The following is a 17,546-nucleotide window of genomic DNA, read 5'->3' on the forward strand; positions in this document are numbered from 1 at the left end:
GTGTTCGCATGACAACCGGGGTGCGGCGCAGGATGGGTGTCGAGGAGCGGCGGCAGCAGCTGATCGGGGTGGCGCTGGAACTGTTCAGCCACCGGTCGCCCGACGATGTGTCCATCGACGAGATCGCGGCGGCCGCGGGGATATCGCGGCCGCTGGTCTACCACTACTTCCCCGGCAAGCTGAGCCTCTACGAGGCTGCGCTGCGGCGGGCCGCCGACGAGCTCGCGCTGCGGTTCGTGGAGCCCCAGGAGGGGCCGCTCGGAGCGCGGTTGCTCCGGGTCATGGGGCGGTTCTTCGCCTTCGTCGACGAGCACGGGCCCGGATTCTCGGCGCTGATGCGGGGCGGTCCGGCGGTCGGCAGCAGCCGGGCCAACGCGATGATCGACGAGGTGCGGCAGGCGGCGTACGAGCAGATCCTCTCGCACCTGGGGGTCGACCGGCAGGCTCCGCCCGCCCGGCTGGAGCTCGTGGTGCGCTCGTGGGTGTCGCTGGCCGAGTCGACGGCGCTGATCTGGCTGGACGGCCGGCGGATCCCGCGCGCCGAGCTGGAGTTGCAGCTGGTGCACGATTTCGCGGCGCTGGCCGCGGTGAGCGCCGCGTACGACGCGGAGATGGCGGGGATCCTCGTACGGATCCTCGTGGACGAGCCGGCCGACGGGCCGTTCGGGGAGCTGGTGGGGCGGCTGGTGGCCCTGGTTCCGACGGGATCCGGCCCCTCGGTGCCCGGTCCGCGCTGACCGACCGTCCTTGATCGAATGGTGCGCAATAATGCCCGCGTGATCATTGACGACGGGATCGTGTTCCGGCAGGCCGAGGAGAAGGACGCCGGCACGCTGGTGGCCCTGTACGACCAGGCCGCCCACTGGATGGCCGCGCACGGGATCGACCAGTGGAAGCCCGGGCAGAAGGACCCCGGCCACTTCCGTGCGGTCATGCGCGAGGGCGAGGTGTGGATCGCCTCGGACGGCAACGGGCACGCCGTCGGGGCGTACGAGCTGTGGTGGTCCGACGAGGACGCCTGGGGCATCCAGCCGCCCGTGGCCGGCTACGTGCACCGGCTCATGGTCGAACGCGAAGCCGCGCCCGCCGGGGCCGGCCGGCGGCTGCTCGAACACTTCGAGCGGCGCATCGCCAGGGCCGGCCGCGAACGAGCGCGGCTGGACTGCGTCTCGACGAACCCCCGGCTGGTCGCGTACTACCAGTCCGCGGGCTACCGGGTGGTCGGGGAGTTCCCCCACAAGGTGGGCAAGGACGGGCAGGTGTACGGGGTGATCCTGCTGGAGAAGCGACTGGATCAGCTCACCCTGGTCAACTCGGCCTGACCCGTACCCCTGGTCAACTCGGCCGACCCGTACCCCTGCCCGACGCGGGTCACCCCCGCTTGAAGACCGCCGCCGTGCGGGCCGGGACGGCGAACTCCCCCTTCGCCGGGTCGTAGGCCGCCCGGCGGACCACCGGGTCCGCGCCCGAGGCCTGGACCGGGTGCAGGGCGTAGGCCGTGCCCGCGAGGGCCGGGACCCGCTGGGTCAGGGCGGTGGGGGCGGCGTTGAAGACCACCACCAGGTCGCCCAGGGTCATCGTGATCACGCCCGGGGTCTCCTCGGGCCCCGAGAGGGGGAAGGCCAGCTTCGCTTGGACCGCCGCGGTGGTGGTGAGGGCGAAGGCCGGTTCCGTCGTACGGATCTTCAGCAGGTCCCGGTACGCGGACGAGGCGCCGCCGATCTCCGCGCAGCCGGGTGCGGGCGCTGCCAGCAGGGGCTTCGCGTAGGGCCACTTGGCGCGGTTGTCCGCCGCCGGGGGCAGGCCGCGGCCGAAGCCGTTGCCGTCCTTGCAGCCCCACAGGATGGCGTTGAACCAGTCGCCGCTGTCGTAGGAGTTGCGGTCCAGGGACTTGGAGCGGAGCAGGTCCGTGCCCGCCTGGGAGAGGGCCGGGCCCTGGGAGAGGGCGGCCACGGACATGGCCAGGACCTGGGAGCGGGCCCGGTCGGCCGTGGAGGTGCCCTCGGGGAGCTTGAACGCGAGGGCGTCGAAGAGCGTCTCGTTGTCGTGGGCGTCGACGTACGCGAGCGCGTCGCCGGGAGCCGCCGCGTACCCGGCCGGGGCTCCGTTGTAGTCCACCTCGGAGCCCTTGACCGCCCGGCCGGTGGAGTCCGTGAAGGCGTACCCGGCGAGGTTGCCGGTCAGCCCGACCTTGATCAGGTCCTGGTCGTGGAGGAGCCGGACGCGCTGCTGTTCCGGAGTGCCGTTCGCCGGGGAGGCGTTGGGGGCGGTGAACAGGCCGGAGGCGAAGCCCTGGACGCGCGGGTCCTCGTCGAAGGGGCCGCCGCCGCGGACCGCGTCGCGGGCCCGGTCGGAGAAGGTGGCGATGCCGGTGCCGGCCATGTTCTGCTGCGTGGCCTGGACGAAGCGGGCGTCGTTCGCGACCTCGCCGAAGTTCCAGCCCTCCCCGTAGAGGACGATCTTCTTCCCGTCGACCCCGTCCTTCGCGACGGTCAGCGCGTCCAGTGCGGCGCGCACGGCCAGGATGTTGGCCTTCGGGTGGTGGCCCATGAGGTCGAAACGGAAGCCGTCGACCTTGTACTGCTTGGCCCAGGTGACCACCGAGTCCACGACGAGACGGCCCATCATGGCGTTCTCGGGGGCGGTGTTGGCGCAGCAGGTGGAGGTGGCGACGGAGCCGTCGGCCAGCAGCCGCTGGTAGTAGCCGGGGACGATGCGGTCGAGCACCGACTTGTCGGACTGGCCGGCGGCCACGGTGTGGTTGTAGACCACGTCCATGACCGTGCGCAGGCCCGCGCCGTTCAGGGACTGCACCATGCGGCGGAACTCCACCGTGCGGGCCGTGCCGTTCGGGTCGCTCGCGTACGAGCCCTCGGGGACCGTGTAGTGCAGCGGGTCGTAGCCCCAGTTGTAGGCGTCCTTCGCGGCCGCGGCGGCCACGCAGGCCTGCTGCTCCTCGGAGTCGGGGGCGTAGACCTTCAGGTCGCAGTCGGGTTCGGTGCGGTCCCCGGGCTTCTCGGGGATGGTGCCGATGTCGAAGGCGGGCAGGAGGTGGACGTACGAGGTGCCGGCGGCGGCCAGGTCGCGCAGGTGGCGCATGCCCGCCGAGGCGGTGTCCGTGAAGGCCAGGTACCGGCCGGGGTGGGTGCTGGTGGTGTCGGCGACCGAGAAGTCGCGGATGTGCAGCTCCTGGATCTGCGCGGAGGTGAAGGGGACTGACGCGGGCTTCTTCAGCTCGCGCCAGCCGGCCGGGGCGAGCTTCGGGTCGGCGAGGTCCACGGCCAGGCTGTACGCGGAGTCCGTGGTCAGGGCGGTGGAGTACGGGTCGGTGACCAGGTTGCGGACCACCCGGCCGGTGCTCGGGGCCCAGACGGTGACGGCGAAGCGGTAGCGCTTGCCGGTCCAGTCGCGGTCGCCGCGCACCGACCAGACGCCGGTGGCGTCGTCGCGGCGCATCGGGACCTGGCGGCGGCCGTCCAGTTCGAGGGTCACCTGCTGGGCGGTCGGGGCCCAGACGGAGAGGGTGGGGCGGCCGTCCTTGAACACCGGGCCGAGGCGGTCGGCGGTCGCGTACAGGTCGTCGAGGACCCCGGCGAGCTGGACTCCCGTGGCGGCGAGGACGGCGCCGTTCGCGGCGCGGGCACTGGCCACGAGCTGGCCGCGCAGGGCTTCGCGGACGCGGTCGCGGTCGCGCGGGTCGACGGTGAAGGCGGCGTACGCGGCCAGGTGCGGGTACTTCTGCTTCTGCGCGGCGGTCAGCTCGGTCGTGGCCAGGCGCAGCCACCGGGCACTGCCGGCGCCGGTCAGGGTGCCGTTCTCGGCCTTGACGGCGCCTTCGCGGGAGGCGAGGAGCTGGAGGGAGGCGGCGGCCTGCGGGGCGTTCCAGGCGACGGTGTCACGGTCGATCCAGACGGCCTGGGCCTTGGTCAGGTCCAGGGCCGCGGCGCTGCCGGCGGGCTGCGGGAGGAGGTACTTCTCCTTGCCGCCCAGCATCCACACCTCGTGCCCGTTGCTCTTCAGGTCGAGGGACTGGTCGGACGGGAGGTCCTTGGCGTCGCCGTTGTGGAGGATGTAGCTGAGGCTGGTGGCTCCGGCGGCGAGGGGGACCTCGTAGACGGCGCCGTAGGAGTCGGTGCGGACGGGGAGGACCGGCTTGGACCAGTCGGTGGGCGTGGCCGCTCCGGTCCAGACGTGCAGGCCCCAGCCCTCGTAGGCGCCGTCGGGGCGCTGGTAGTGCAGGACGGCCATCGAGGTGTCCTGCGGCGGGTAGGCGGGGCGGTCGGTGCGGGCGGGCTCCTTGCCCTGCTCCAGCCAGATCTCCCCGGTCTTCGTCACGTCGATGGTGCGGTCGGTGGCGACGTCCTTGGTGCCGTTCTTGTCGATGACGAGGTAACTGACGCTGCTCGCACCGGGCTTGAGCTTGACGTGGGCGAAGGCTCCGTAGGCGTCGCGGCCGGTGAAGTCGTGGCCGGCGGGCCAGGGGGTGGCTTCGCCCTCGGCGAGGTCGCCCCAGGCGTAGAGCCGCCAGTCGGTGTAGTCGCCGTCGGGGCGGTTGTAGTGGACGACCGCGTAGTCGCGCTGGGTGGCGGTGGGGACTTCGACGGGCGGGAGCTGGCCGGTGGCCGACGTGGCGAGGGCGCTCGCGGTGCGGCCGGCGGAGTCGACGACCACGGCCTTGTAGCGCAGCGGGGTGCCGGCGGCGGCTTCGGCGTCGACGAACTGGGTGACCTTGTACGGTGCGTGGTCGGCGGAGCCGAGGACCTGCCACTTGTCCGTGCCGGTCTGGGCGGCGAACACGACCCGGCTCAGGGGGTCGCCGGTGACCTCGGCCGAGAGCTCGACGGTGCCGGTGGCGCCGGGGGCCGGGGCCTTGAGGGTCAGGGTGGGCTTGGTGGTGGGCTTGGCGGCGGGGGTGGTGGCCTGGAGGACCACGGAGCCGAGGGCCGGGAGGGTGACGGTCAGCTTGCCGGCCGCGGAGGAGCGGATCAGCGTGGCCGTGCCGCCGTAGAGGGCGGCGTACTGGACGCCTGCCGGGGCGTCGAGGTCGATGGTGCGGGGCGCGGTGGCGTTGTTGGCCGCGACCAGGTACTCGGTGCGCGTGCGGGTGTCGGTGCGGGCGAAGGCGTAGGCCGACCCGTCGGAGAAACGTTCGCTCTGGACGCCGTCGCGGAGGGCCGGGTGGTCCTTCGTCAGCTGTGCGAGAGCACTGATCTGCTTGTAGAGCGGGTGCTCCGGATCGTAAGCATCGCTCGCGTGGGTGCGCGCCGTTCCGAGCTGGTCGTCGTCCAGGTAGTCGCCCGCCTCGGAGGCGAAGAGGGGCTGGCGGGCGTCCTTGTCCCCGCCCGCGCCGGTGAAGCCCTGCTCGTCGCCGGAGTAGATCACCGGGTTGCCCCGGGAGAGGAACATCAGCTCGTTGGCCAGTCGGTACCGGTCCAGCAGCTCTTGCTCCCCCGCCCCCGGCCGGTCCTGCTTCAGGAAGGTCCCGAAGCGGCCCATGTCGTGGTTGCCGAGGAAGGTGACCTGCTCGTAGGCGTTCGCCTTGTCGGTGGTGTACCGGTAGTCGTCGCCGAAGACGGAGGCCAGCCTTCCGGCCTCCGCGCCCTGGGCGGCGTACGAGCGGATCGCCTCCTGGAGCGGGAAGTCGAGCGTGGCGTCCAGGCGGCCCCGGGTCACGTACGGGGAGGTGATCGCCGTGTCGGCGGAGTAGACCTCGCCGAACATGAAGAAGTCCTCGCGGCCGTGCCGGGCCGCGTACGCGTCGAGGGCGGTGGCCCACTGGGTCCAGAAGCCGGTGTTCACGTGCTTGACGGTGTCGATCCGGAAGCCGTCGACGTCGAACTCCTCGACCCACTTCTCGTAGATCTTCTCCATCCCCTCCACGACCTCGGGACGCTCGGTCCACAGGTCGTCGAGGCCGAAGAAGTCACCCTGGTCGGAGGATTCCCCGGCGAAGGTGGAGTCGCCCCGGTTGTGGTACATCGTCGGGTCGTTGAGCCAGGCCGGGACCTTGAGGTTCTTCTTCGCCGCGGGGACGAAGGGGGTGCGGGGGAAGGAGTCGCCGTCGGTCTTCGGGAACTTCCCCTCTCCCGCCTGGTAGTCGGAGTCCTCGAAGGGCACCCCGTCCTTGGTCAGGTACGGGAAGGCGCCCTTCGAGAGGTACCCGTAGGACGCCTCCCGGTAGTCGACGACGTCGGCGGTGTGGTTGGTGATGACGTCGAAGAAGACCTTCATCCCCTTCCCGTGCGCCTTGTCGATCAGCCGCTCCAGGTCGGCGTTGGTCCCGAAGTGCGGGTCGACCTGGGTGAAGTCGGTGATCCAGTAGCCGTGGTAGCCGGCCGAGGCGTCCTTGCCCGTCCCCTGCACCGGCTGGTTCTTGAAGATCGGCGCCATCCAGATGGCGGTGGTGCCGAGCCCCTTGATGTAGTCCAGCCGGTCGGTGATCCCCTGGAGGTCCCCGCCCTGGTAGAAGCCCTTGTCCGTCGGGTCCAGGCCGGTCTCCAGCCGGGAGCCGGTCAGCCCGCCCCGGTCGTTGCGCGGGTCGCCGTTCGCGAACCGGTCCGGGAGCACGAAGTAGAACTGCTCCCGGGTCAGGTCGTGCCGCGCGGCCTCGGCGGCCAGTTTGGCGTCCGAGGGCGGGGCCGGTGGCGCCTTGGCGGCGGCCGCCGCGGCGGCGGGAAGGGCGGGCAGGAGCGTCACGGCCAGGGTGGCTGCGAGCACTCCCGCGGCGCCGGCGAGGGCGGGGCGTATCAAGGCGGATCTCCTCGGGTGCGGGACGGGATGGGGCGGGAGGGTCAGTTGCGCCAGGTGTCGGTCAGCGTGACCTTGCCGTTGGCGGGGACCGTCGCGGAGCGGTTGGCTCCGCTCTCCCAGGTGACGTTCCCGGCGGCGTCCTTGCGGACGTACTTGTACGCGAAGACCGTGCCGGGCGGGAGCGTGACGTCGAGCTTCCAGACGGGATAGGCGGCCGGGTCGAGCTTGAGCGCGGCGCCGGTGTTCCAGCTGCCGAGCTCGGCGCGGTCACCGGTGACGTGGATGTTCTGGCCGACGACGGTGGTGGCGTTGACGGCGAAGGAGGCACCGGCAGCGGCGGTGGGCGTGGGAGTGGGCGTCGGAGTCGGAGTCGGGCTCGGGCTCGAGGTGGCGCCGCAGCCGCGGGCACCCACGTGCAGGGCGACGGCCGTCCCGGCCCCGAGGGTGGCGGTGAACCGCCCGCCGGAGTCCACGGTCACGGACCGCCCGCTCTGCACGTCGCAGTAGTCGCCGCCCGCGAGGGAGGTCTGGAACGTCCGCGTCAGCGCCGAGCCCTCGTGGTTGATGGCGACGTACGCCTTGGTTCCCCGCCCGAAGGCGATCTGGTCGGCGCCGTTGTCCCACCAGTCGGTGACGGCCTGGCCGCGCGCGGAGTTGCGGAAGCCGACCATGGAGGAGATCTCCCGCCAGGCGTGCTGGCACTTCCACCCGTCGGCGTAACAGGCGTTCACGGTGCCGCCGTTGGGCGGTCCGGCATCCCGGTCGGTCCACTCGTAGCCGGAGTGCACGTCGGGAGAGCCGTAGGGCCACGCCAGCATGAAGACGTTTCCGAGCGTGTAGGCGGACCCGTCCTTGTAGCTGAGGGTGTCACCGCCGCGCTCGGTGTCGTGGTTGTCGACGAACACGGCGGACTGCCCGGAGGGCATGTGCCCCCACGCCTCGCCGAAGTTCTTCAGGTAGGCGAGGTTCTCGCTCTGGAAGACCCGCTTGAGGTCCCGCGCGTACCGGAACTCCTGTACGTCCCCGCTCCCGAGGTACTCGCTCGGCGAGACGGCCTCGCCCGCCCCGTGGATCGCCTCCTGCTTCCAGTAGGCGTTCGGGTTCGACATCCGGGACTTGATGTTGGCGAGGTCGGCGGCCGGCATGTGCTTGGCGGCGTCGATCCGGAAGCCGTCCACGCCGAGGGAGAGCAGGTCGTTGAGGTAGCCGGCGATCCGGCCCCGCACGTAGTCCTCGCCGGTGTCCAGGTCGGCGAGTTGCACGAGCTCGCAGTTCTGGACGTTCCCGCGATCGCCGTAGTTCGATATCGAGGACCGGCAGTCGTCCATGTCCCCACCGGAGTAGATGCCGGGGTAGTTGTACTTCGTGTACGAACTGCCCCCCGTCCCCACCCCGTCCCCGGCCGCCATGTGGTTGATGACGGAGTCGGCGACGACCTTCACGCCGGCGGCGTGACAGGCGTCGACCATGGCCTTGAAGGCGGTACGGTCACCCAGCCGCCCGGCGATCTTGTAGCTGACGGGCTGGTACGAGGTCCACCACTGGCCCCCCTGGATGTGCTCCTGCGGGGGCGACACCTGGACGTAGCCGTACCCGGCGGGCCCGAGGCTCTCCCCGCAGGCCTTCCCCACGGAGTCGAACTTCCACTCGAACATGACGGCGGTGACGTCCTTCTCACCTGGGGCGGCGGCCACGGCCTGCTGGGCGGACCCCCCGACGACGGCGAGGGCGGTCACGGCGGTGACGGCGGATACGGACAGCAGCGCGGCGGCGGCTCTGGCGGCGCGGGCACGGGTTGACATGCGGTGTTCCTCCTGGCGGAGAGGCGCAGGACCGGGTGGGGACCGGTCACGGCCTGGTTGGGGATTGCAGCGACCGTAGGTGCCAGGAGGAGGCGCTGCAAGACCTTGCGCAAGAGATTGCAGAATTGTTTCCGGATGAGGTCGGGGCATGGGCGCGCGAACGCCCACCAGCCCGTCGGGGTTGGTGGGCGCATCGGATCGCTCCGCACGGCCGCCCGGCCCGGCGACCACCGGCCGTCACGTGCGCAGGACGGATCTACAGGTGCGGGAGGCCGAAGTCGCAGTCGGACCTCTGATGATGCGATGCGAAACGGGAGGGGGCCCCGGTCCGGCACGTGAGGTGCCGGACCGGGCCGGTGCTCAGAAGTCCCAGCTCTGGCTGCGCGCACCGTTGCAGGTCCAGCTGACCAGGAGCTGGCCGTTGTCGGCCCGGCCACCCAGGATGTCGAGGCACTTTCCGTTCACCCGGTTGCGGATCTCGCCGCCGTTGCGGAACCACTTCTGGTGGCGGGTGCCGTTGCAGTCCCACATGCTCACGGAGCCCTGGTCCTCCATGTGGGGGCCGTAGATCTCCAGGCACTTTCCGTTCAGGTTGGAACGGATCTGCTCGCCGTCCCAGTACCACTGCTGGTTGGAGCCGCCGTGACAGTCGTACGCCACGACGGAGGCGCCGTTCTCCTGGTGGTACATGAAGATGTCGGCGCACCTCCCGTTCAGGTTGGACTTGAGGAGGGGCGCCGCGGCAGCCGCGGGTGTGCCCGTCAAGGTGGCGCCGGCCAGCAGTCCGGTAGCCGCCAGCAGAAGCATCAGTCGCCGTACGGACCTCATGGATTCTCCTTCGTGTCGCCCTGGCGCAGGTTGCGCTGGGCCATGTCTAGCCGCCGGTTGATGTCCGGTGCCGGAACGGGGATTCCGGACATCAACAGCTGGACAAACACCACCCATCACGACTGCGGAAAGACGCAGGAAGGAAGGTCATGCCCCGCCCCGAACGGCCGCTCGACCCGGACACCGGTCCGCTGACACAATTCGCCGCCGACCTTCGAAAGCTGCGCGAGGCAGCGGGACGGCCGCCTTATCGGGCACTGGCCAAAAGGGCGCACTATTCGTCCACGACCCTGTCGGACGCGGCGGGCGGGCACACGTTTCCGAGCCTTGGCGTCACGCTCGCGTACATCGAGGCGTGCCGGGGTGACCGCCTCGTATGGGAAGCCCGCTGGCATGCGGTCGCCGCCGAGATCGCCGCGCGCGCACAGGATGCCGAGCCCGGGGAGACCAGCCGGCAGGGCGCACCGTACGCGGGGCTCTCGGCGTTCCAGCCGCAAGACGCCGACCGCTTCTTCGGGCGCGAGCGGCTGACCGGCGAGGTGGTCGCGAAGGTGCGTGAGCGCCGGTTCCTGGCGGTCTTCGGACCGTCCGGATCGGGGAAGTCCTCGGTGCTGCGGGCCGGGCTCGTGGCCCGCGCTCGGGCATCGGGGTGGCCGGTGATGCTGTTCACGCCGGGCTCGCATCCCGTGGAGGAGTGCGCCGTCCACCTGGCCGCGGAGACGGGCGTGGCTCCCGGCTCGCTGGTGGCCGAGCTGCTGGGCGATCCCGTGGCGCTGCACCTGCGGATCCGGCAGACGGTGATCGACCGGGCCCCCGACGTCGATGTGCTGATCGTGGTCGACCAGTTCGAGGAGGTCTTCACCCTCTGCGGGGACCGGGACGAACGGGACGCGTTCATCGCCATGCTGATCGCGGCCACCACGGCGGAGACCAGCCGCACCCGGGTGGTGCTCGGCGTGCGCGCCGATTTCTACGGCCACTGCGTCCAAGACCCCCGGCTGGTCGAGGCGGTGCGCGACGCTCAGATCGCGGTCGGTCCGATGAGCAGTCAGGAACTGCGCGAGGCCATCACCCGGCCGGCGATGCTCGCCGACTGCACGGTGACCGGCCCGCTGCTGGCGGCCGTGGTCGCGGACGCGACCGGTCAGCCGGGTGCCTTGCCGCTGGTCTCGCACGCGATGGTCGAGACCTGGCGCCGTCGCAGCGGCAGCCGCCTGACCCTGGGCGGGTATCTGGCGGCCGGCGGCATCCAGCACGCGCTCGCGCAGACCGCCGAGGCCGCCTACCGGGGGCTGTCCCCCGTGCAGCAGGACCTCGCCCGATCGCTGTTCCTCCGGCTGACCGCGCTGGGCGACGGTACGGAGGACACCCGGCGCCGCATCACCAGGGACGAACTGGACCCGACCCCCGACACGGCCTTCGTGCTCGAATCCCTGGCCCGGCAACGGCTGGTGACGCTGGACCAGGGGTGCGTCGAGATCACCCACGAGGCGATCATCCGGTGCTGGCCGAGGCTGCGCGGCTGGCTGACCGAGGACCGGGACCGGCTGCTCCTGCACCGTCAGCTCACCGACGCGACCGCCGGGTGGGAGGCGCAGGACCGCGACCCGCACGCCCTCTACCGGGGTGCCCGGCTGGCCGCGGCACTGGACCTGGCCGCCGCCGACGGCAGCCGCCTGACCTCCAGGGAGCGGCGCTTCCTCGACGCGGGCCGGGCAGCGCAGGCCGGCGAGATGGCGGCGGTCAGGCGCCGGTCGGTCCGCCTGCGGCAGCTGGTCACGCTGCTCACGGTCCTGGTGGTCATCGCGGCGACCGCGGGCGGACTGGCCGTCGACTCGCGCGACTCGGCCATCCACCAGCGCAACGTGGCCATTGCCCGGAAGGCGGCCGCGGACGCGGCCGAGGTGCGGCGGCAGGACCCTTCCCTCTCGGTCCAGCTGAACCTGGCCGCGTACCGGCTGGCGGCCACCGGCGACGTCCGCGACCAGCTCATGAGCGCGTTCGCGACGCCGTACACGAGCCGTGTCACCGGCCACACCTCCGACGTGGTCGCGGTCTCCCTCGCTCCCGAGGGCCGGGTCCTGGCCACCGCGAGCTGGGACCGCACGGTCCGGCTGTGGAACGTGACGGACGCCCATCACCCCGTACAACTGGCCGTCTTGAACCAGCCGGAGCGGCTGATGTCGGTGGCCTTCGGTGAGGGCGGCCGCGTCCTGGCCACGGCGAGCGAACGCACGGTACGGCTGTGGGACGTGACGGACCGGCGTGCGCCCGCCGCGCTGGGCACGCTGCCGGACCAGCGGTCCGCGCCGACCTGGGTGGCGTACAGGCCGGACGGCATCCTGGCCACCGGCCACGCCGACGGTACGGCGCGGCTGTGGAAGGCGAACGACCCCCGCCACCCACACCTACTGGCCACCCTGCCGGGCCACACCCACGAGGTCACCTCGGCGACGTTCAGCCCGGACGGCCACACGCTGGCAACGACCGGCGACACCACCACCAGACTGTGGGACGTCACCGACCCCGCTCATCCCACCCTCCAGGACGTCCTGCGCGGACACACCGATACGGTGACCTCGGCGGCCTTCAGCCCGGACGGCCGGACCGTGGCGACCGGGAGCTGGGACCGCACCGCACGGGTCTGGGACATCGCGCGCACGCAGCCACCGGCCGTCCTGCTCGGCCATCCCGCGATCGTCTGGTCCGTGGCGTTCAGCCCGGACGGCAGCACGCTCGTCTCCGTCGGGGGTTCCACTCAGTTCTGGGACATGGCCACCCCCGCGAGCCCGAAACGGACCAGCACGCTCCAGGGCGGCTTCTACCAGACCGCGTTCAGCCCGGACGGCCACGTGCTCGCCACCTCCGACCGACTGCTGGACCTGCGTGACCTGTCCCTCGCGACCCACGACGACGTGGTCACGTCCCTGGCGTACGCCCCCGGCGGCCGACTGCTCGCCAGCGCCAGCTGGGACGGCACCGCACGGCTGTGGCAGGTCACCGGCGGTCGGGCCCTGTGGCCGCTGTCGGTCCTGCGCGGGCACAGCAGGTTCGTCCGGTGCGTGGCGTTCAGCCCGGACGGGCGCACCCTCGTCACGGCGAGCGAGGACGCCACCGTCCGCGTCTGGGACGTGACCGATCCCCGGAGACCGCGCCTGGCGTCGGTCCTCAGCCCCGGCGGCGGCGAAGTCGGCGGCGCCGGCTTCGCCCCGAACGGCCGTCTGCTGGCCGTCTGGGCCCTGGGCGCGGCCGGGCTCTGGGACCTGACCGATCCGGGCAGTCCCAGGCGGCTGAGCCGGATCGCCGAGGACGGGCCGGACGTCACCATGGCTTCGTTCCGTCCGGACGGCCGGACGCTGGTGACGAGCAGCGGCGAGTCCGGTTCCCTGCGCTTGTGGGACATCGGCGATCCGCGCAGCCCGCGGGAACTGCCGTCCCCGTACCGGTCGGACCCGCTGACCGGCGGCGTGTTCAGCCCCGACGGCCGAAGACTGGCCGCCTTCCACCGCACGGACAAGACGGTGTGGCTGATGAACACCGACACCATCGGCCGCCCGACCGGAGTGCGGCGACTGCCGGCGTCCGGCTCCTGGCTCTACCGGCTGGCCTTCGACACGGCCGGCCGCCGCCTGGCAGCCGGCGCCGCGGACGGCAAGACCCTGCTCTGGGACGTGGCCGGAGCAACGACCCCCACCGTCCTCACCGGCCACGCGAACCCCGTACCGGCCGTGACATTCAGCCCGGACGGCGCCACCCTGTCCACCGGCGGCAACGACTTCACGATCCGCCTGTGGGACACCGACCTGAACAGGGTCACCTCCCGCATCTGCGAGAGCGCGCACCCCCGAATCACCAGAGCCCAATGGGGCCACCACTTCACGGCGCTCGCCTTCAACCCACCCTGCGCTGTTTGATGCGGTCGAGGAGGTCGAGCACGCGATGAAGGGGGCATTTCATGCGTCCCGATCCGGGCGCGTGCCCGGTGACCGGGCTTCCCAGCCCAAGACGGCCCGCATCCGCTTAGCCGAGTGGGAGTGCGTAGCGATCTGTCGCGCCCACCGACCCTGAGGGGCTTCTCGCCACTCTCTCGCTCATGGTGGCGGTCGACGGTCACGGGAAGGGTGTTCAGGCGCCCGGTCCTGGATGCTCCGATCGCCCCGCGCGTCCGTACCGGCCGAGGTCACGGTCCTGCCGGGGCCCTACCCAGATGACCCCTGACCCAAGGGGGCTGCGCATCTCAGACGAGGCCGCTCCTCCCCACACTTCCCTCCCGGCCGTTCCCCGGGGGGATCCCGGAAGTCTTGTGGCTTTTCGGCGTGGGTCGGTCGGTCAAGGGTGGCCGAAGGCCATCGCGAAGCGACGCGACCGAAGGGAGCGCCCTTGAGGGACCGGCCCACGCCGAAAGAACACTGGACTACCGGGACGCCCCCCGAAACCCCACGCAGCCAAAGATCAACCCGCAGCCCAAGCCGGCCCCCGACCCCACCGGCAGCACTCCGTGCCCGCGCCTCATCGCCGAGGGGGCGGGTGGGCAACCACCGGCTGAGGGTGGTGGTGAGAGGGGGAAGAAGCCCCGCCCCCGCAGACCCCCTAAGCCCCCGGCCCCTGCCCCGTCGAGCCCCGGACCACCAGCTCCGGCTGGAAGACGTACTCCGTGCGCTGGACGGGGGTGCCGGCGACCGCTTCCAGGAGGGCGCCCACCGCTGCCGTGGCCATGGCGCGGACCGGCTGGCGGACCGTGGTCAGCGGGGGGTCCGTGAACGCGATGAGCGGGGAGTCGTCGAAGCCGACCACCGAGATGTCCTCCGGGACGCGCAGGCCCCGCTCGCGGGCGGCCCGTATGACGCCCAGGGCCATCGGGTCGCTGCCGCAGACGATGCCCGTGCAGCCCCGGTCCAGCAGGGCTCCGCCCGCCGCATGGCCGCCCTCGACCGTGAAGAGGGTGCGCTGGATCAGGCCTTCGGCCGCGGCCGAGGGGAGGGCCGCGACGAAACCCGCCTCCTTGCGGGCCGACGGGACGTAGCGGGTCGGGCCGATGGCCAGGCCGATCCTGCGGTGGCCCAGGTCCTCCAGGTGGCGGACCGCCATGTCCGCCGCCGCGCGGTCGTCCGGGGAGATGAAGGGGGCCTGGACCTGCTCGTTGAAGCCGTTGATGAGGACGAAGGGGACCCCCCGCGCCGCGAGCCGCTGGTAGCGCGAAGGGTCCGCCGAGGAGTCCGCGTGCAGCCCCGACAGGAACACGATGCCGGTGACCCCGCGTTCCTCGAGCTGCTCCACCAGCTCGTCCTCGGTGGCCCCGCCCGGGCTCTGCGTGCACAGCACCGGGGTGTAGCCGTGGCCCGCGAGGGTCTGCTCGATGACCTGGGCGAACGCCGGGAAGATGGGGTTGGTCAGCTCCGGGGTGAGCAGGCCGACCAGGCCGTTGCTGCGCCGGCGCAGCCGGACCGGGCGTTCGTAGCCCAGCAGGTCCATGGCGGCCAGCACCTTGTGCCGGGTGCCGGAGGCCACGCCCGCCTTGCCGTTGAGCACGCGGCTGACGGTCGCCTCGCTGACCGCGGCCTGCGCGGCGATGTCCGTCAGCCGCAGCGGGGAGGTCATCCCCTCCACCACACCGCCGTGTCGGCCGGCAGTTCCGACGGGTCGGGCAGGGGCCCGCTCGCCAGCAGTACGGTGCCCGGCGCGGGCATCCGTACCGGCCCGGCCGTGGTGTTGACCGTGCAGGTGAACTCTCCCCGGCGGAAGGCCAGGACGCCCGCCGGGGCGTCCAGCCACTCCACCGCGTCGCCCGCGCCCAGCTCCGGGTGCGAGCGGCGCAGGTGCAGTGCGGAGCGGTAGAGCTCCAGGGTCGAGTCCGGGTCTCCGGTCTGCGCGGCCACGCTCAGGCCCGCCCACTCGGCCGGCTGCGGCAGCCAGCTGCCGCCGTCGCCGAAGCCGTACGGGGCCTGCGTACCCGACCACGGGATCGGTACGCGGCAGCCGTCGCGCATCCCGTCCTGCCCGGCGCCGCGCGTGAAGGCCGGGTCCTGCCGCACCCCGTCCGGCAGGTCGAGGACCTCCGGCAGGCCGAGCTCCTCGCCCTGGTAGACGTACGCCGATCCGGGCAGGGCCAGCATCAGCAGCGCGGCCGCCCGCGCCCGGGCCAGTCCCTCGGCCCCTCCCCCGTACCTCGTGACGTGGCGCACCACGTCGTGGTTCGACAGCACCCACGTCGTGGGCGCGCCCACCGGGCGCATCGCGTCGAGGGACTCGTCGATGGTGGCGCGCAGCGCCTGCGCGTCCCACCCGGTGTTCAGGTAGTGGAAGTTGAAGGCCTGGTGCAGCTCGTCGGGCCGCAGGTACATGGCCGTCCGGTCGGCGCTGGGCGTCCAGGCCTCGGCGACGCCGATGCGGTCGCCCGCGTACTCGTCGAGGACCCGGCGCCAGGAGCGGTAGATCTCGTGGACGCCGTCCTGGTCGAAGAAGGGCAGCACCTGGTTGCCGAGCAGCTTGAGCTGTTCGCCGCGGCCGAGGTCGGGCAGGCCGGGGGCCTTGACCAGGCCGTGGGCCACGTCGATGCGGAAGCCGTCGGCGCCGAGGTCGAGCCAGAAGCGCAGGATCGAGCGGAACTCGTCCTGGACGGCCGGGTGTTCCCAGTTGAAGTCGGGCTGCTCGGGCGCGAAGAGGTGCAGGTACCACTCGCCGTCGGCGACCCGGGTCCAGGCGGGTCCGCCGAAGATGGACTCCCAGTCGTTGGGGGGCTCGGCCCCGCCGTCGCCCCGGCCCGGGCGGAAGTGGAAGCGTTCGCGCAGCGGCGTGCCCGGCCCTTCGCGCAGCGCCTGCTTGAACCATTCGTGCTGGTCGGAGCAGTGGTTGGGGACCAGGTCCACGATGATCCGCAGGTCCAGCGCGTGGGCTTCGCGGATCACGGCGTCGGCGTCGTGGAGGCCGCCGAACATCGGGTCGATGGCCCGGTAATCGGCGACGTCGTAGCCGGCGTCGGCCTGCGGGGAGGCGTAGAAGGGGCTGAGCCATACGGCGTCGACGCCCAGGTCCTTCAGGTAGGGCAGTCGGCTGCGGATGCCTTCGAGGTCCCCCATGCCGTCCCCGTTGGAGTCGGCGAAGCTGCGCGGATAGACCTGATAGATCACCGCTTCTCTCCACCAGCCGGGCTGGGTGCCGGTGGAGGAGGGGAAGCCACTACTCGAAGGCACAGTGGCGAGGTGCTGGGTCATGTCGTCCTTGGGAGATCGGGCCGGGGGTGAGAGGGGGCAGGCATCGGGTGGTCGGCCCGTGCGCGCGGGGCGGTCAGCCCTTGGTCGCGCCTGCCGTCATCCCGGCGACGAGGTGACGCTGGGCGAAGAGGAAGAAGAACGCCGCGGGGATGGCGATGAGGATGGAAGCCGCGCTCATCGCACCCCAGTTGGAGGTGTACTGGGTGACGAAGGTCTGCAGGCCGCCGGCCAGGGTGAGGTTGTCCTCGCCGACCATGAAGGCGGAGGCGTACGCGACCTCGCCCCAGGCGGTGATGAAGGCGTAGAAGCCGGTGACGGCGAGGCCGGGCTTGGCGAGCGGGAGGATCAGGCGCCAGAAGGTGCCGAAGGGGTTGAGCCCGTCGACGCGGCCGGATTCGTCGATCTCGACCGGGATGGTGTCGAAGAAGCCCTTCATCATCCAGGCGCAGAAGGGCACGGCGATGGTGAGGTACGTGATCACCAGGCCGAGCGGCTGGTTGAGCAGCCCGAGGTCGCCCATGAGGTTGTAGAGCGGGACGATGAGGATGGCCATCGGGAACATCTGCGTGATGAGCAGGGTCCACATCAGCGGCTTCATTCCGGGGAACTTGAAGCGGCTGACGGCGTATCCGGTGGTGGCGGCGATGAACACCCCGAGGACGGTGGTGATGCCGGCGACCAGGACGGAGTTGCCGAACCAGGAGAGGAAGGAGGTCGACTCCACCAGGTAGTGGTAGTTGTCGAGGGTCGGTTCCTTGACGAAGTCCGTGGAGATGGCGTGCTTGGCCGGCTTGAGCGAGGTCAGCAGGACCCACAGCACCGGGAAGACGGCTATCACGGACGCGACGGCCAGGGTGGAGTGCAGGCCGACGGAGGCGAGCGGGGAGCGCTTGCCGCGGGGACGGGCGGAGGCCGCCTTCGCGGAACGCGCGGAACGCGCGGAGTTGGTCGTCAC

General features: G+C 71.7%; 9 protein-coding genes. 3 read left to right on the forward strand and 6 right to left on the reverse strand.

The features are described 5' to 3' along the window. The first annotated feature begins 8 nt into the window (after window positions 1-8). On the forward strand, window positions 9-737 hold the full coding sequence (locus tag OG247_RS13205) for a TetR/AcrR family transcriptional regulator (RefSeq protein ID WP_327252424.1): 729 nt from the start codon (window positions 9-11) through the stop codon (window positions 735-737). A 39-nt stretch (window positions 738-776) separates the two neighbouring features. Then, the gene (locus OG247_RS13210; RefSeq protein ID WP_327252425.1) at window positions 777-1,322 is read left to right on the forward strand and encodes a GNAT family N-acetyltransferase; all 546 of its coding nucleotides are present in this window, start codon (window positions 777-779) and stop codon (window positions 1,320-1,322) included. A gap of 49 nt (window positions 1,323-1,371) precedes the next feature. On the opposite strand, the gene pulA is transcribed toward OG247_RS13210, so the two are convergent. The 3 genes from pulA to OG247_RS13225 all read right to left on the reverse strand — a co-directional run bounded on the left by pulA (window position 1,372) and on the right by OG247_RS13225 (window position 9,380). Further along, on the reverse strand, window positions 1,372-6,750 hold the full coding sequence (gene pulA / locus OG247_RS13215) for a pullulanase-type alpha-1,6-glucosidase (RefSeq protein WP_442813270.1): 5,379 nt from the start codon (window positions 6,748-6,750) through the stop codon (window positions 1,372-1,374). Between the two features lie 41 nt (window positions 6,751-6,791). After that, window positions 6,792-8,552, reverse strand: coding sequence for a carbohydrate-binding module family 20 domain-containing protein (locus OG247_RS13220; RefSeq protein ID WP_327252426.1), 1,761 nt, complete (start codon window positions 8,550-8,552; stop codon window positions 6,792-6,794). 360 nt (window positions 8,553-8,912) lie between these two features. Further along, window positions 8,913-9,380: an RICIN domain-containing protein gene (locus OG247_RS13225; RefSeq protein WP_327252427.1), complete on the reverse strand. Its 468-nt coding sequence runs from the start codon at window positions 9,378-9,380 to the stop codon at window positions 8,913-8,915. A 149-nt stretch (window positions 9,381-9,529) separates the two neighbouring features. Here OG247_RS13225 and OG247_RS13230 point away from each other — a divergent pair, with 149 nt between their 5' ends. Beyond that, window positions 9,530-13,294, forward strand: coding sequence for an nSTAND1 domain-containing NTPase (locus OG247_RS13230; RefSeq protein WP_327252428.1), 3,765 nt, complete (start codon window positions 9,530-9,532; stop codon window positions 13,292-13,294). 676 nt (window positions 13,295-13,970) lie between these two features. On the opposite strand, the gene OG247_RS13235 is transcribed toward OG247_RS13230, so the two are convergent. From OG247_RS13235 to OG247_RS13245, 3 genes are all read right to left on the reverse strand, one after another. Continuing rightward, on the reverse strand, window positions 13,971-14,978 hold the full coding sequence (locus tag OG247_RS13235) for a LacI family DNA-binding transcriptional regulator (protein WP_327252429.1): 1,008 nt from the start codon (window positions 14,976-14,978) through the stop codon (window positions 13,971-13,973). Next, window positions 14,975-16,591: a glycoside hydrolase family 13 protein gene (locus OG247_RS13240; protein ID WP_327252430.1), complete on the reverse strand. Its 1,617-nt coding sequence runs from the start codon at window positions 16,589-16,591 to the stop codon at window positions 14,975-14,977. Before OG247_RS13240 ends, OG247_RS13235 begins: the two co-directional genes overlap by 4 nt. Before the next feature lie 73 nt (window positions 16,592-16,664). Next, window positions 16,665-17,546 (reverse strand): sugar ABC transporter permease, encoded by an 882-nt coding sequence (locus OG247_RS13245; protein ID WP_442813271.1) that lies wholly within the window; start codon window positions 17,544-17,546, stop codon window positions 16,665-16,667.

Source organism: Streptomyces sp. NBC_01244 (genome assembly GCF_035987325.1).
In the GTDB taxonomy this organism is placed as follows: Bacteria; Actinomycetota; Actinomycetes; order Streptomycetales; family Streptomycetaceae; genus Streptomyces.

Bases quoted from the DNA above. Each gene is read 5' to 3' on its own strand.
- OG247_RS13225 (WP_327252427.1), bottom strand. From the start codon at position 9,380: ATGAGGTCCGTACGGCGACTGATGCTTCTGCTGGCGGCTACCGGACTG.
- OG247_RS13235 (WP_327252429.1), bottom strand. From the start codon at position 14,978: ATGACCTCCCCGCTGCGGCTGACGGACATCGCCGCGCAGGCCGCGGTC.
- OG247_RS13220 (WP_327252426.1), bottom strand. From the start codon at position 8,552: ATGTCAACCCGTGCCCGCGCCGCCAGAGCCGCCGCCGCGCTGCTGTCC.
- OG247_RS13230 (WP_327252428.1), top strand. From the start codon at position 9,530: ATGCCCCGCCCCGAACGGCCGCTCGACCCGGACACCGGTCCGCTGACA.
- OG247_RS13240 (WP_327252430.1), bottom strand. From the start codon at position 16,591: ATGACCCAGCACCTCGCCACTGTGCCTTCGAGTAGTGGCTTCCCCTCC.
- OG247_RS13205 (WP_327252424.1), top strand. From the start codon at position 9: ATGACAACCGGGGTGCGGCGCAGGATGGGTGTCGAGGAGCGGCGGCAG.